Source organism: Actinoallomurus sp. CA-142502, assembly GCF_050936355.1.
GTDB lineage: Bacteria > Actinomycetota > Actinomycetes > Streptosporangiales > Streptosporangiaceae > Actinoallomurus > Actinoallomurus iriomotensis.
The window spans coordinates 5694102-5708563 of the sequence record NZ_JBNJMY010000001.1; the positions used below are offsets into that span (position 1 = coordinate 5694102).

Here is a 14462-nt window from a genome sequence, read left to right on the forward strand (position 1 = left end):
CATGCCGGTGGTAACGATCATCTGGATCACGGAGGGCACGTGGCAGGCGGCGGTCGACGCGGCCCGCACGCTCGCCCCGCCCGGCGCGGAGTTCACGTTGCTGCACGTCAGCGGCGGTGAGGCGGTCGGCGCCGCGCACGCCGCGTTCGCCGGGCTGCTCGGCCGCGGCGGGCGCGGTCGACGCGATCCCGGCGACCGGCTGGAAGAGCTGTCGGAGGCCGCCGCGGAGGAGCTGCTGCGGGCGGCCGGAGAACGCCTGGGCCGCCCGGCGACGGTCCTGCGGCGCCGAGGCCGGGTCGAACGCGAGGTCGTACGGGCCGCCGAGGACGCCGACCTGCTGATCTGCGCGCGCGACGGCGACCGTGAGCGGCTCGGACCGCACAGCCTCGGCCCGGCGGCGCGTTTCGTCGTCGACCACGCGCCCTGCCCGGTGCTGGTGGTGTGGCCGCGGGAGGCGCCGGGCCTGGAGTCCCTGCCGCCCCCGCCGCCCCCGGAGCGGCACTGATCAGTCCGCGTCGGCGGCGGCCGGGGCACGGCGGCCCCGTACGCTCTGGGTGACGATCACTCCGGCGACCAGGGCGATGGAGATCCACAGTCCGTAGTGGGAGATGGCACGGGCGACGTCGACGGCGTCCTGGCCGAGGTAGTAGCCCAGCCCGGTGAGCAGCCCGATCCACAGCAGCGCGGCGACCACGTCGAGCAGCACGAAGGTGACCAGCCGCATGCCGGTCCAGCCGGCGACCACGAACAGCAGCGCCGCCGGTATGGGCAGGTAGTAGGCGAACACGACGCCCAGCCAGCCCAGGCGGCGGCCGTACTTCTCGGCGCGGGCGACCAGCCGGCCGCCGCGGCGGCTGCGGCCCGCGAAGATCAGCAGTAGGCCGCGTCCCCAGCGCCGTCCCGCCCACCAGAAGAACGGATCGAACATGATCATGCCGGGGACGGCGGAGACGACGGCCAGGAACAGCGGTACCTGACCGACCCGGGCGAACGCGCCGGCGGTCACGATCGAGGTCATGCTGCCGGTCAGCAGCTCCAGCAGCACCGGATGGCGGCCGATGAGCAGCGGCCGTACCGGGATGATCGCCAGGGCGTACAGGCCGCTCGCCGCGATGCCGAACCAGCAGATGAGGTCGGCCCGCCGGGGCCGGCCCGCCCAGGGGACGCCGGGTTGTGGAGCCTGCGGTGCCCTGTCCTGGGCGGAGGTCATACCCCGATCGTAGAGGCCCCAGGCCAGGGGTCCGGCGCGCGAGGTGGGACTCTGGGCGAACCTTTCCGCTCCCTGGGTGCGCGGTGGTCTTTCCGGCGTGGTGACGCAGGTCACCCTTCCGCCCCATCACAGACGATCTTGGTCTCGCATCCCATGCACGACCCGAATCCCCAGCAGGGAGGCAGAACATGAAGGTCGTGGTGGTGGGCGGCGGCTACGCGGGGATGATCGCGGCGAACCGGCTGGCCAGGAAGAGCCGGGAGACGGAGATCACAGTGATCAACCCGCGGCCGGAGTTCGTCGAGCGGGTCCGGCTCCACGAGCAGATCGCCGGAACCGGTGCCGCGGCGACCCCGCTCGCCGCCATGCTGCGCGACGGCATCACCGTGCGGCTCGGATCCGTTGAGAAGATCGGCGACGGCTCGGTCACGCTCGTCGATGGAGAGACCGGAGATTTCGATCACCTGATCCTCGCGGTGGGGAGCACGGCGACACCGCTGCCGGGCACGGTCGCGGTGGGGACGTGGGAGAGCGCCGAACAGGCGCGCACGAAGCTGGCCGAGGTGCCCGCCGGGGGCGTGGTCACGGTCGTCGGCGGTGGGCCGACCGGCATCGAGACGGCCTCCGAGGTCGCCTTCGCACGACCCGACCTGCGTGTCCGGCTGGTGGGCCCGACGGTCGGCGCGAGCCTCTCGGACGGGGCGCGCCGGCGGGTGCGCCGTGCCCTGGACCGGCTGGACGTGGAGGTCGTGCAGGACTTCGTCACGGTGCTCGACCCGGGCCGCGGAGAACGAGGCGGTGACACGGTGGGTCTGCGGTCCGGCCGGCGGCTCGACTCCGACCTCACCCTGTGGGCGATCATCGGGACCGTCCCGGATCTGGCCGCGCGCAGCGGGCTTGAGGTGGACGCCGACGGGCGCGCGGTGGTCGACGGCCTGCTGCGCAGTGTGACCGACCCGCGGATCTTCGTCGTCGGTGACTGCGCCGCGGTCCCCGGCTCCCGGGCGGCCTGCGCGACGGCCATCCCCCAGGGCGCGCACGCCGCCGATACGCTGGCACGAATGCTCAACGGCCGCGAGCCCACGCCGTACTCCATGGGCTATGTCGGGCAGGCGCTCAGCCTGGGCCGCCGAGACGGGCTGATCCAGGCCAGCCGACGCGACGACACCGTGCGCGGGCTGTACATCGCCGGACGCGGCGCGGCCATGGTCAAGGAGCGCGTCTGCCGCTCTGCGAGGTACGGCGCGCGCACGGCCAACTACGTCTGGCTCCGAGGCCCGAAGTGACCGAACAGACCGATCCGGAGAAGGAGTACGCGGCCCACCGGCCGCTGCTGTTCTCGATCGCTTATGAGGTCCTCGGGTCGGTGGCCGACGCCGAAGACGTCCTGCAGGACAGCTACCTGCGATGGCGGTCGGTCGACCACGCGTCCGTGCTCAACCCGCGGGCCTATCTCGCGCGGATCGTCACCCGCCAGGCCCTTGGCGTGCTGCGGTCCGCCGCCCGGCGCCGGGAGGAGTACGTGGGGCCGTGGTTGCCCGACCCGCTGGCCGACGACACCACCGCCGGCACCGGGCCCACCGGCATCGACCATGTGCTCACCGGCGAGGCGGTCACCACCGCGATGCTGCTGGTGCTGGAGACCCTGACTCCGCTCCAGCGGGCGGTGTTCGTCCTGCGCGAGGTGTTCGACTTCGACTATCCGGAGATCGCCGCGGCGGTCGGTAGGTCCGAGGCGGCGGTGCGGCAGCTGAACCAGCGTGCCCGCAACCAGGTGCACGCGCGGCGCCGTACCGCGATCGCCGACCCCGCCGAGGCCCGGCCGATCGCCGAACGCTTCCTGGCCGCGGCCGCCACCGGCGACGTCCAGGGCCTGATGGACCTGCTCGCGCCCGACGTGGTGTTCCTGGCCGACGGCGGCGGTGTCGTGAGCGCGGCGCGCCGTCCGGTGACGGGTCCCGACAAGGTGGCCCGGATGGTTCTCGGCCTGCTGGTCAAGGGGGCCCGGATGGGTGAACTCGGCATCCGCCTCGGCGTCCACAACGGGATGCACTCCATCGCGGTGTTCATCGACGGAAGGCTCGACCAGGTCACCTCGATCGAGATTCGCGACGACACCGTGACGGCCGTCTACTGCGTCCGCAACCCTGCCAAGCTCACGGCCGTCACGATCCGCTGAGCCGTCGACCGTGCCGCCGGAGGTTCAGGGATCGACGCCGTCGTAGTCCACCAGGAGCCGCCGGGGGCCGCGCAGCGCCGAGCTCGGCCGGTACGGCGGCGGGTCGGTGACCAGCCGGGGGTCGCGCAGCCGCCGGGTCAGCTCCGCCAGTGCCGTCTGGGCCTCCAGCCGGGCCAGCGGCGCGCCGAAGCAGTAGTGGACGCCGCCGCCGAAGCCCAGGTGCTCGTTGGCCTCGCGGCACGGGTCGAAACGCTCCGGTGCGCGTACGTGGTCCGGGTCGCGGTTGCCCGCGGCGAGCGCGAGCACGATCGGCGCGCCGCGCGGGATCGTGGTGTCGCCGATGGTGATGTCGTCGAGCGCCACGCGTGTCGCGGGGAAGTGCACCGGCGGCTCGTAGCGGAGCAGCTCCTCCACGACGCCGACGACCAGGCCCGGCTCGTGCCGCATCCGCTCGAGCACCTCCGGGTGGCGCAGCAGGGTGAGCATGCCGTTGGCGATGAGGTTGACGGTCGTCTCGTGCCCGGCGACCAGCAGCAGCGTCACCGTGCTGACCACCTCCTCCATCGACATGCCGCCGTCCGGGCCGTCGTCGGTGAGCAGCCCCGACAGCAGGTCACGGCCGGGGTCGCGGCGGCGCGCGTCCGCCAGCCCGCGCACGTAGTCCCCCAGGGCCTCGGCGGCGCGCTCCCGGCGGCGCACCCGTTGGGCGACGTGGTCATCGCCGGGACCGAAGCTCTCCACGATCTCGGTCGACCACGCGTGGAACCGTGGCTCGTCCTCGCGCGGCACGCCGAGGATCCGGCAGATCACCGTCACCGGGAACGGGTAGGCGACCGCCTCGACGATGTCGGCACGCCGGTCGTCGGCGATCGCGTCGATCAGCTCGGTGACGATCGCGGTCAGCTCCGGCCGCAGCCCCGTCACCAGGTCCGGTGAGCCGGGCGGGCCGAAGTGGCGCATCGCCAGCCCGCGCAGCCGGTCGTGCTCCGGCGGGTCCACGACGATGAAGGCGGGCGCGCGGCCCGGTGGGGCGGGTTCACGGTCGGCGAAGTGCTCGGCGAGGTTGCGGCGGTCGGAACTGACCCGCGGATCGTGCAGGAGCGCGACGATCTCGCGGTAGGTGCTGACGACGTAACCTCCGTCGTCGAGCGCCGCCACCGGGGTCTTACGCAACTCGGCGTACAGCGGGTACGGGTCGGCGCGCCCGGCACGGTCGAGGATCCGGCCGAACACCTGGCTCTCTGTCATGGCTCCCCCTCTGCCGTGTCCGGTGACGCGCGGCGGTGGTCACCGGGAGCGGTGGACCAGCCAGGCCCGGCGTTCGGCCGGGTCGTGGCCGGTCACCACGACGGTCGCGCCGTGGGTGGCCCCCACCCGGTCGGGCACCTGCGCCGGGACCGGGCACGCCGCACCGGCCGGGTCGACGGTGCGGAACCGGGGCGGGAACGGCGCTGCCTGTTCGATCAGGCCCTGGTAGAACTCCAGCCACATCCCCTGGTCGAAGGTGACCGCGGCGGTGATCCGCCCGCGGTAGCCGTACACGGCGACGAAACGGAACTCCCGGGCGGACCCCTGCACGATGATCACCTCGTCGGCGAAGGTCGGCACGCCCACCGACTTGATCTCGACGCCGAACTGGGTGGACCAGAACACCGGCAGCGCCAGGTGCGGCCAGCGGTGCGTCTGGCCGCTGAGCATGTTGTGCGCGGCCACCTCGGCCTGGGCGACCGCGCTCCCCCAGTGCTCCAGCGCGAGGAACTGGTACTCGTACACCGGGTGCGGCAGGCGCGCGACGTCGCCGGCGGCGAAGACGTCATCGGTGACCAGGCCGTTGATGTCGAACGCCCGGCAGCCCGCGTCGCAGGCCACGCCCCAGGGCCCGGCCGCCAGCCCGGAGCCCTCCAGCCACTCGACATTGCGGACCGCGCCGAGCGCGGCGACCGCCAGGTCCACCTCCAGGACGTCGCCGTCGGACAGGCGGGCACGGCGCAGCCGGCCGTCCTCACCCTCCAGGGCGGTGACGCCGATCCCGCAGCGCAGGTCCACTCCGTGCGCGCGCTGCAGGTCGGCGGCGATCGCGCCGACGACGCCGCCGAAGGCGCCGACGAGGGGTGCCGGTCCGCGTTCGGCGACGGTCACCGGGCGGCCCAGCTCGCGGCAGACCGAGGCGATCTCCGAGCCGGTGAATCCGCCGCCGATGACCAGCACCCGGCCGTCGCCGGAGGCCAGCCGGCGCCGCAGCACGGTGGCGTCCTGGGCCGTGCGCAGCGTGCACACCCCGTCCAGGGCCGCCTCCGCCGGGTCCGGCCAGGGCCGCGCCCGGGTGCCGGTGGCGATCAGCAGCCGGTCGAACGGCAGGTCGCGGCCGTCGGCGAGGATCACGCGGCGGCGGTCGAGGTCCAGCCCGGTGGCGGGTGTGCCGCGCAGCCACACGGCGTCCAGGTCGGGGGGCCGGGGCAGCGCCGTGCCGCGGGCGGGCACCCGGCCGCTGAGCACCTGCTTGGACAGCGGCGGCCGGTCGTACGGCTCGCCGGGCTCGTCCCCGACCAGGGTCAGCGAGCCGGCGAAGCCCTCGCCGCGCAGCACGGCCGCGGCGCGCGTGCCGGCCAGTGAGGACCCGACGATGACGACGCGCCCGTCGCGGCGGAAGCCGTCGCCGTCCGCGGGGTACGGCCCGGGCTCGGGGTCCGCGGCGTTCCGCTCGACGTGCAGCGCCTGCACGGGGCAGGCCGCCGCGGCCCGCAGCACGTTCTGGCGCTGGTCCGCGGAGGGGGCGGGGTCGTAGGCGAGCGCCTCACGGCCGTTCATCGAGAACACCTCGGGCGCCATGAAGACGCACTGGCCGTACCCCTGGCAGCGCGTGAGATCCACGACGACGCGCACCCGACTCCCCCTTTCCGGGCGCCCCTCCCCCTTCGGGACCTACCCGCGTTCGGGCGTCGGTAGTTGCGCCGGCGCGTCAGGCCGGCTTGACCGCGTACGCGCCGACCCCGGACTCCAGCAGGTGGAAGGCGCGCTCGGCGGCGGCGCGCACCGACGGCAGGATCGTCTCGACGCTCTCCCCGGCCAGCCGCCGCCGCAGGAACTCGGTGCCCACCGCGCGGGTCAGCGCGGCCAGCTGGGCGGCGACCAGCCTGGGGGTGGGGTCGTCGGGGTCGGCGTCGGTCTCCTCCGCCAGCACCCGGGCCAGGTACTCCTCGCGCTGTTCGTGCAGCTGGCGGATCCGGTTGGCCAGCGCGGGGCTCTCGGCCACCATCTTGAAGAAGTCGGACGCGCCGCCGTTGATGCCGTACCGCCAGTCGCGCGCGTCGATGGAGGCGAGGAGGTCGCGGCGCAGCGCGTCGATGGCCGACTGGCCCGGCGGCCGGGCCGCCACGATCCGGCCCATGTTCTCCACGACGACGTCCTGCCGGTCGAAGAACAGGTCCTCTTTGGTGCGGAAGTAGTTGAAGACCGTGTTGACCGACACGTCGGCGGCCTCGGCCACCTCGGCGACCGTGACCTTCTCGAACCCGCGCAGCATGAACAGGCCCATGGCGACGTCCGCGATGCGCTGGCGGGTCTCGCGCTTCTTACGCTCGCGCAGGCTCAGTTCTTCTGCCACGTCGCCGATCGTACCTACTTGGTGTCACACTAAATTTGTAGTGACACCAAGATTGTGCGAGGGTGGGCCGCATGGATCACGTCATCGAGGCGCATGGCCTCGCGAAGTCCTTCACAGGCGCGGAAGCGGTCCGCGGCGTCGACCTCACCGTGGCGGCCGGAGAGATCGTCGGGTTCCTGGGCCCGAACGGCGCCGGCAAGACGACCACCCTGCGGATGCTCACGACCCTGCTGCGCCCCACGGCCGGCGCCGCGACGGTGGCCGGATGCGACCTGGTCGCCGACCCGGCCGGCGTGCGGCGCCGCATCGGCTACGTCGCCCAGGGCGGCACGACGAACCCCTCCTGCACGGTGATGCGGGAACTGGTGCTGCAGGCCCGGCTGTACCGGGTGCCGGACCCGCACGAGCGGGCGCGGGACCTGATGGCGCGCTTCGGCCTCACCGACCGGCCCATCGGGTCGCTGTCGGGCGGGCAGAAACGCCGCCTCGACATCGCCCTGGGCATCGTGCACGTCCCCGCCCTGGTGTTCCTGGACGAGCCGACGACCGGCCTGGATCCGCAGAGCCGCGCCGAGGTGTGGCGCCACGTCCGGCGGCTGCGCGACGAACACGGCACCGCGGTCTTCCTGACCACGCACTACCTGGAGGAGGCCGACGCGCTGTGCGACCGGATCCTCATCATCGACCGGGGACGCGTCATCGGCGAGGGAACGCCCGATGACCTCAAGCGCCGCCTGTCCGGCGACATCGTCACCGTCGAGATCGACGGCGACCCGCGTCGGGCCCGGGCCACGCTCGCCGACCTGGACGCCGTACGAGAGGTGCAGGTGACCGGCGGGACGCTGCGCCTCACCGTCGAGCACGGCGACCGGATCCTCCTCCAGCTCGCCCGCGCGCTGGACGCCGGCGGCGTGGAGCCGCGGTCGGTGCGCCTGGCCCGGCCCACCCTCGACGACGTCTTCCTCGCCCTGACCTCATCAGAGGTGACCCGTGCCGCGTGACACCTGGCTGATCTTCCGGCACCAGCTGCGGCTGTCCCTGGGCGGCTGGTTCGGGCTGGTGTTCGGCGTGCTCCAGCCCGTCCTCAACCTGGCGCTGTTCGGCCCGCTGCTGAGCGCCTACCTGGGGCCCGGCAGCTGGCAGGTGTTCGTGCCCGGCGTGCTGATGCAGCTGGCGCTGCTGAGCGCGGGCCTGGCCGGGTTCGGCATCGTCTTCGACGCGCGTTTCGGCGTGCTCGACCGCCAGCGGGTCACCCCCGCTCCCCGTACCGCGCTGCTGCTGGGCCGCGTGCTCACCAACGTGGTCGTGCTGCTGGGCCAGTCACTGCTCGTCGTCGCCGTGGGGTTCGCGTTCGGGTTCCGGGTGCCGATCGCCGGGCTGCTCATCGGTCTGGCGCTGATCGTGCCGCTGGCCGTCAGCCTGGCCGCGCTGTCGTACGCCTTCGCGCTCACGCTCCGCCGTCAGGAGATGTTCGCGCCGATGTCCAGCACGGTCATCGTGCCGATGCTGCTGCTGTCGGGCGCGCTGCTGCCGATGTCGACGGCGCCGGCCTGGCTCGACGTGCTCTCCCGCGCGACGCCCTTCCGGTACGCGGTGGAGGGGCTGCGGGCGGCCTTCGCCGGCCACTACGCCTCGGCCGCGCTGACCGGCGGCGTCGTCGTGTCAGTGGCGTTCGCGGCGGTCGCCGTCGCCGTCGGCACCCGGACGTTCATCCGCTGGAACGCGTGAGAGCGACGGTCTCCACGACGGGCAGTTCCCCGATCACCTGCGCGCGGGCGGCCACGGACCGCTGGGCGACGAACGCGCCGCCCAGCACGATCACACCGCCCGCGAGCTGGACCGGGGACAGGTGCTCGCCCAGAGTCGCCCAGGCGAACACCGCCGCCGCGACCGCCTCGACGTAGCCCACCGCGCCCGCGACCGGCGCCGACAGCCGATGCACGGCCGCGACACTGGTCACGTACGCGACGACCGTGCTGATCAGCACCAGCAGCGTGAGCAGGAGCCAGCCGGGCGCGGTGTGGCCGCCGAGCGCGACCTCCATGCCCAGTTCGTGCCAGGGCACCGTCCACGGCGGGGCGCAGGCGGCGAGGACGATCGTGGCGACGGCGAAGCCGATGGCGGTCATGACGAGCGGGTCGATGCGCCCGACGGCCCGGTCGGCGGCCAGGAAGAAGGCCGCCTGGCACGCGGCCGCCCCCAGCCCGGCGAGCACGCCGATCATGTCCAGCCGCAGCCCCGACCACACCTCGACCACGCAGGCGAGCCCGACCAGCGCGATGCCGACCCCGACCGCGGCCGAACGCGGCAGCGGCGCCCGCAGCACGAACCGGGTCCAGCCGACGACCAGCACCGGACCGGTGAACTCCAGCAGGATCGCCACCCCGACCGGCAGCCGCGACGCCGCGACGAAGTAGAAGGACTGGCAGCCCGCCACCCCCATGACGCCGTACAGCAGCAGGAGGCGCCAGTGGCGCAGCGCCGCGGCGGCCGCTCGGCGGCGCGCCGCCAGCATCACCGGCACCAGCACCAGCGTCGCTCCGGCCACCCGGGTCCACGACGCCTGCAACGGCGACATGCCGGCTTCGATCAGCGCCTTGCCGAACGCACCGGACGTGCCGAAGCAGACCGAGGAGAACACCCCGAATCCCAGTCCCCATGCCTTCACTCGAGCGGCGTCCACGGAGTCCCCTTCACCTGTCGAATCAGGAGCATCAATACATCATGCTCCTTACGTACGACAACGGGATTCTCCCGACGCCACTACCATGCCCAGGGTGACTTGGCCCGGCGCAGCCCCCACCGATCCGTTCGCGGCGATCGAAACGGACATCCGTGCCATGACCGCCTCGCCCTGGTGGATGAGCGCCGCGCCGCCGCAACGTGCCCAGGCCGTCACCGCGCGCATGCTCGCCGGCGCCGGCGAGTGGTGGCTGTTCGGGCTCTGGGGCCGCTGGTACCGCTGCGGCCTGGAGGGCAACTGGCACCTGTGCCCCCCGCCGTTCGACCCGATGACGCGCCAGGCGATGAGGCCCGCGCCGCCCGGCGCCGGCAGCCCGCCCGTGCCCCCGTCGATGGTGCCCAGCGGCCCCGACCTGACGCCCGGCCCGCTGGCCGCCGACGGGCTGTTCGGCGCGCCGCCGCCTCCTCCGCTGCTCGCCCGGCTCCAGCAGACGCTGGTCACGGCCGCCGCCGTCAACCCGGCGCAGTTCCCGATGCGCGACCCGCAGTTCATCCCCGGCACGCCGAGCCCGGCGGCGGTCTGCCTGTTCTCGGTGCTGTGGTGCGCGGGCGCGCCGGTCGCCGACGCCGACCACCCGATCCTCGGCGTCTTCAGCCGCTTCCTCAGCAGCACCGACGGCGGGCCGCGCTGGTTCCTGCAGCCCGACCTGTCGCTGATCGTCGGGGCCTACACCGAACGCCTGCGCGCGAACGACCCCATGGGCGCCACGCACATCGTCCGCACGATCTGGGAGACCGCCGAGACGCTGCGCGGCGGCGCGGCGTTCCGGCCGCGCGCCGACGCGCTGGCCGCGATGAGCGGCGCGACCCTGCAGATGATCCAGAACGACCACGCCGGCGTCCGCTACGGCGACGCGGCCGTCTACCAGGAGTGGCTGCGGCGCTGCCCGCCGCAGCTGCGGATCGCGGTGCTGCGCGAGACGACGCCGGGCGACCACTTCCGCCTCGCCTGCTACGACCTGGCCGCCGCCGCGGCGATGCTGCCGGCCGCGGCGGGCGGGCCGGCCGAGGCCCGGCGCGTCGCCCTCGCGCTGCTCGCCGCCGACCTGCAGGACTCACCCGCCGCCGCGGGGCCCGTCATGGCCTGGCTCGACGCCGACGGCGTCCGCACACTGCAGTCCCTCGCCCAGCCCGGCCATCCGCTGCGGCGGCTGTGGCCGACCGGCGGCACCCTGCCCGACGCGGTGGCCGGCGCCGACCCGCAGATCCTGCGGACCCTGCTGGCCGCCTCCTACGCCACCGACCTGGCCTGGTGCCGGCTCGCCGGCACCGCACCGCCCCGGCCGGGCTTCACGGTGCCGGCCGCGCTGATGAACTCGCTGATCGCCGCGCCCGACCCCGTCGCGGGCGAGTCGATGACGCCGTGGGAGATCATCGAGGCGGCGCGCGCACACCTGGCGGAACAGCGCAAGGCCGACGCGGCGGCGGCCGAACCGCCCGCACCCGCCCCCGAGGCGACCACGGCCTGGCCCGGCACCGACCCCGCGGCCGAAGAACCCGGCACGACCGCCTGGCCGGGCGCCGACGCGGCGGCGGAACAACAGGGCACCACCGCCTGGCCCGGTACGGAACCGGCCGCACAGCAGCCGGGCACGACGGCCTGGCCCGGCACCGACGCGGCGGCGGAGGGCACGACGGCCTGGCCGGGCACGTCCGGCGCCCCGCCCACCACCGCGGAGCCGCCCGCGTACTCCCCCTCCCCGCCCACGGTCGCGGCCGGCGCCCCGGCCACATCGGTCGCGGGCCAGCCGCCGGCCGTGGTCGAGGCGTACGGCATCTCGTTCCTGCCCGGCGCCGACGACGTCGAACGGCTGCTGACCGAGCTGCGGCGCCGCGGCAAGTGGGCGCAGAGCCTGCGCGGCCAGGAGGTCTCCAGCGCCTCCGCGCCGGCGGTCCTGCTGGTCGGCGACATCTCCTGCGGGCAGCGCCGCCTCACCCGCATGATCGCCCGCGCGCTCGCCGAAGGCGGGATGAACAGCGGCGACGTCCGTACCGTCGACGCCGACGACCTCACCGAGATCGACCCGCGGCAGCTGCGCGAACGCCTCGCCGAACACTCCGGCCACACGCTGCTGGTCGAGGGCCTGGACACTCTCATCCTCGACGACGCCCGCGGCGCCGCGTACGCCACGTCCCTATACCGGCTGCGGGCCGAGGGCGTCAGCGACATCGCGCTGGTCGCCACCTGCGCGCCGGACCGGCTGAGCGCCCTGACCGACGCCAGCCCCGAACTGGTCACCGACTTCCGTTCCGTACGCCTGCCGGACTTCGCCGATCCGCAGGCGCGGGTCGCGCTGGCCGGGCTGCTGGCCTCCGAACGGCACCTGCGCCTGACCGCCGGCGCCTGGGAGGAGGCCCGGCGCGACCTGGGGGTGCTGCGCGGGCGCGGGCGGCTCACCAACGCCCGCCTCGTCGAGGCCTACCTCGACCGCGCGTGCAGCCGGCATCTCAGCCAGGCCGGCGAGACCCAGGTGTTCCGCGGCGAGATCTCCCTCACCCTGGACGTCGGCGACCTCAGCGGCGTGGCGGCGGAACTCGAATTCTGACCGCCCGGCCAGGTCGCCGTCGTCCCGTCCGCTTGATCATCCGTCCGAGCGGGCTGGGTGCTCTGGTCGGGCAGCAGGCCGTTCGGCGCGGTCCGTACGGCCACTCGGCTCACCCCGGTGCCAGACGGTGCCCCCGACGCCACACCGCGCGGGTGTTCAGCGTCGAGGAGAGCTGCGAGGTCGGGTCACCGTCCACGAGCACCAGGTCCGCCGAGGCGCCGGGCTCGATCCGCCCGCGGTCGGTGAGGCCGAACCGGTCAGCGGTACGCCGTGTCGCCGCGGTGAGCGCCTCGACCGGACTCAGCCCGCCGGCCTCGAGCAGGCGTAGCTCGTCGTGCAGGCTGGCGCCGTGAGCGAGACCCGGGGCGCCAAGGTGGGCCGCATCGGTACCGGCCAGGACCTCGACGCCGGCGGCGTGGAGCAACCCGACCGAGCGCAGGGCGTTGGACAAGCGGGCATTCCAGGCGAACTCGCGGCCCAGGTTGTCGCGCCATGCCGTGTTCAGGCGGGATGCCACACGCAGGTCGGCGCCCAGGCGTGGGCCGGCGCCGTCAGAGGCGCCGGAAGCGGTGACGGCCAGGGTGGTGATGACGAACATGCCTTGTTCGCGCATCCGGGTGATCAGATCATCGCTGATGACCTCGTCATAGTGCAGGTGGGTCACGCCGTCCGCGCCCGCCTCCACGGCCACCGTGTGGCCGTGGCGCTGAAGGCGTGGACCAGGGCCATCACCTCGCGCTCGTGAGCCGCTTCGACCACCGCGGCGACGACCTCGGGCGGCACCACGGGCAGCGACGTGCCGAACGTGGCGCCGTCCTCGACCATGATCTTGATGTAGTCCGCGCCCTCGGACAGGCGCCCCGCGACGAAGGCGGCAGCCTCGCTCGGAACGGAGGCGGTGGGCCACACCGGGTCGTTCAGGCCGCGCCGCAGCTGGTGGGGATGTCCGTCGGGGTGGGCGAGGCCCCACGAGGCGGTGCGGACGTCGGCCAGATCGAACGCGGTCTGCACCTTCTTCCGTAGCGGGTCCATCACCTCCGGCACCGACATCATGTCCAGCTCGGTTGTCACGCCGAAGCGCAGGGCCGTGCGCAGACCATCCTCGTCCGTGTGGGTGTGGGCGTCGATCAGACCCGGCAGCAGTGTCCCGCCCCCGCCGTCGAGCTCCTCCACGCCCTCGGGGGCCTCGTGGCCGACCGCGGCGATCGCCCCGTCCTCGACGACGACCACCGAGGCATCGGCCACGTGTGTCCCGGTGAAGACCCGTGTGTTCGTAACCGCGAACCGACTCACAACTCCTCCTCGCGGACTGTATCGTCCAGTACAGAACGGTCCGCGCGAGACTGTATCACCGAGTACAGAATCTCTGTATTGGAAAGTACAGAGCAGGGAGGGAGGATCATGGGACACCTACCGACCACCGCGCGGGGTCGCGCGACCCGAGCGCGCATCCTCGAATCGGCGGCAGACCTCATCCAGCGGCGCGGCGTCGCGGCGGTGACGCTGGACGATGTCGAACGCGCCGCAGGGGTCGGCCGCAGCCAGCTCTACCACTACTTCGACGACCGGGACGATCTCATCCGCTCTGTGGTTCACTCCACTGTGGACACGGTGTTGGCCGCGCAGGAACCGCTGCTCCTGGAGGTCGACTCGCCGGCCGGCATCGACCGCTGGTTCGACGCGATCGTGGCCAACGGGACACGGCAGGACGCGGTGGGCGGCTGCGCGATCGGATCGTTGGCCAGCCAGCTCAGCGGTCGGGACGACCTCACCCGACAGGCGTTCGTGGACGCCTTCGCGCGCTGGGAGGCTCCCCTCATCGCGGGCCTGCGCCGGATGCAGGAGTCGGGCGAGCTACGCCCGGACGTGGACGTGACGGAACTGGCCGACCTCACGATGGCCGCGATCCAGGGCGGCCTCCTGCTCGCCCAGGTCCGCCGTACACCGGACCAGCTCCGTCTCGCCCTGCGCGGCGCGCGGGCGGCGTTGGAGGACGCACTCACTCCCCTGTCGTGATGCCTACGGTCCGTAGGGCCGGATCTACGACCCTACGGCGGTGAGCTCGTTCCGCAGGTCGCGGTGGAACCGCCCGACTGCGGTGATCACGTTGATGAGCGGTGTGCGCACGCCATCCGGGCCGTCCGCCACCGTGCGTCGTACTTTCTGTCCGGCCTTGGCCGC

Annotated in this window: 14 protein-coding genes; 7 read left to right on the forward strand and 7 right to left on the reverse strand. The window is 73.6% G+C overall.

What is annotated here, in order from left to right; all coding sequences use genetic code 11:
- The first annotated feature begins 1 nt into the window (after position 1).
- Entirely contained in the window at positions 2-505 is a 504-nt protein-coding gene (locus tag ACQEV1_RS27115) for a universal stress protein (protein WP_433396984.1), read from the forward strand.
- On the opposite strand, the gene ACQEV1_RS27120 is transcribed toward ACQEV1_RS27115, so the two are convergent.
- Positions 506-1210 carry a DedA family protein gene (locus ACQEV1_RS27120; RefSeq protein ID WP_285575851.1) on the reverse strand — a complete coding sequence of 235 codons (705 nt, stop codon included), beginning with the start codon at positions 1208-1210 and terminating at the stop codon, positions 506-508.
- Between the two features lie 188 nt (positions 1211-1398).
- Here ACQEV1_RS27120 and ACQEV1_RS27125 point away from each other — a divergent pair, with 188 nt between their 5' ends.
- Together ACQEV1_RS27125 and ACQEV1_RS27130 are read left to right on the forward strand one after the other, a co-directional pair.
- Positions 1399-2496 (forward strand): NAD(P)/FAD-dependent oxidoreductase, encoded by a 1098-nt coding sequence (locus tag ACQEV1_RS27125; RefSeq protein ID WP_433396987.1) that lies wholly within the window; start codon positions 1399-1401, stop codon positions 2494-2496.
- Entirely contained in the window at positions 2493-3389 is an 897-nt protein-coding gene (locus ACQEV1_RS27130; RefSeq protein WP_433396989.1) for an RNA polymerase sigma-70 factor, read from the forward strand. Before ACQEV1_RS27125 ends, ACQEV1_RS27130 begins: the two co-directional genes overlap by 4 nt.
- Positions 3390-3413: 24 nt before the next feature.
- Here the strand turns inward: ACQEV1_RS27130 and ACQEV1_RS27135 are convergent, their stop codons facing one another.
- From ACQEV1_RS27135 to ACQEV1_RS27145, 3 genes are all read right to left on the reverse strand, one after another.
- Positions 3414-4637: a cytochrome P450 gene (locus ACQEV1_RS27135; protein ID WP_433396991.1), complete on the reverse strand. Its 1224-nt coding sequence runs from the start codon at positions 4635-4637 to the stop codon at positions 3414-3416.
- Between the two features lie 39 nt (positions 4638-4676).
- Positions 4677-6272, reverse strand: a complete 1596-nt coding sequence (locus ACQEV1_RS27140; protein WP_285624043.1) for an FAD-dependent oxidoreductase — start codon at positions 6270-6272, stop codon at positions 4677-4679.
- A 76-nt stretch (positions 6273-6348) separates the two neighbouring features.
- Positions 6349-6993, reverse strand: coding sequence for a TetR/AcrR family transcriptional regulator (locus tag ACQEV1_RS27145; RefSeq protein WP_285624041.1), 645 nt, complete (start codon positions 6991-6993; stop codon positions 6349-6351).
- Positions 6994-7064: 71 nt separating this feature from the next.
- Here ACQEV1_RS27145 and ACQEV1_RS27150 point away from each other — a divergent pair, with 71 nt between their 5' ends.
- Entirely contained in the window at positions 7065-7994 is a 930-nt protein-coding gene (locus ACQEV1_RS27150; RefSeq protein WP_433396994.1) for an ATP-binding cassette domain-containing protein, read from the forward strand.
- Complete coding sequence (locus ACQEV1_RS27155; RefSeq protein ID WP_433396996.1) at positions 7984-8721, forward strand: ABC transporter permease; 738 nt, start codon at positions 7984-7986, stop codon at positions 8719-8721. The genes ACQEV1_RS27150 and ACQEV1_RS27155 overlap by 11 nt, the downstream gene beginning before the upstream one ends.
- Here the strand turns inward: ACQEV1_RS27155 and ACQEV1_RS27160 are convergent.
- Entirely contained in the window at positions 8702-9676 is a 975-nt protein-coding gene (locus tag ACQEV1_RS27160) for an EamA family transporter (protein WP_433396998.1), read from the reverse strand. The genes ACQEV1_RS27155 and ACQEV1_RS27160 overlap by 20 nt on opposite strands.
- A 94-nt stretch (positions 9677-9770) precedes the next feature.
- Here ACQEV1_RS27160 and ACQEV1_RS27165 point away from each other — a divergent pair, with 94 nt between their 5' ends.
- Positions 9771-12281 carry a hypothetical protein gene (locus ACQEV1_RS27165; RefSeq protein WP_433397000.1) on the forward strand — a complete coding sequence of 837 codons (2511 nt, stop codon included), beginning with the start codon at positions 9771-9773 and terminating at the stop codon, positions 12279-12281.
- Between the two features lie 109 nt (positions 12282-12390).
- On the opposite strand, the gene ACQEV1_RS27170 is transcribed toward ACQEV1_RS27165, so the two are convergent.
- Together ACQEV1_RS27170 and ACQEV1_RS27175 are read right to left on the reverse strand one after the other, a co-directional pair.
- Entirely contained in the window at positions 12391-12966 is a 576-nt protein-coding gene (locus ACQEV1_RS27170) for an amidohydrolase family protein (RefSeq protein WP_433397001.1), read from the reverse strand.
- Entirely contained in the window at positions 12942-13574 is a 633-nt protein-coding gene (locus ACQEV1_RS27175) for a hypothetical protein (protein WP_433397003.1), read from the reverse strand. The genes ACQEV1_RS27170 and ACQEV1_RS27175 overlap by 25 nt, the downstream gene beginning before the upstream one ends.
- Before the next feature lie 108 nt (positions 13575-13682).
- Between ACQEV1_RS27175 and ACQEV1_RS27180 the strand changes: the two genes are divergently transcribed.
- The gene (locus ACQEV1_RS27180; RefSeq protein WP_285624025.1) at positions 13683-14297 is read left to right on the forward strand and encodes a TetR/AcrR family transcriptional regulator; all 615 of its coding nucleotides are present in this window, start codon (positions 13683-13685) and stop codon (positions 14295-14297) included.
- Positions 14298-14462 lie beyond the last annotated feature (165 nt).

Bases quoted from the DNA above. Each gene is read 5' to 3' on its own strand.
- ACQEV1_RS27120 (WP_285575851.1), bottom strand. From the start codon at position 1,210: ATGACCTCCGCCCAGGACAGGGCACCGCAGGCTCCACAACCCGGCGTC.
- ACQEV1_RS27135 (WP_433396991.1), bottom strand. From the start codon at position 4,637: ATGACAGAGAGCCAGGTGTTCGGCCGGATCCTCGACCGTGCCGGGCGC.
- ACQEV1_RS27150 (WP_433396994.1), top strand. From the start codon at position 7,065: ATGGATCACGTCATCGAGGCGCATGGCCTCGCGAAGTCCTTCACAGGC.
- ACQEV1_RS27125 (WP_433396987.1), top strand. From the start codon at position 1,399: ATGAAGGTCGTGGTGGTGGGCGGCGGCTACGCGGGGATGATCGCGGCG.
- ACQEV1_RS27115 (WP_433396984.1), top strand. From the start codon at position 2: ATGCCGGTGGTAACGATCATCTGGATCACGGAGGGCACGTGGCAGGCG.
- ACQEV1_RS27180 (WP_285624025.1), top strand. From the start codon at position 13,683: ATGGGACACCTACCGACCACCGCGCGGGGTCGCGCGACCCGAGCGCGC.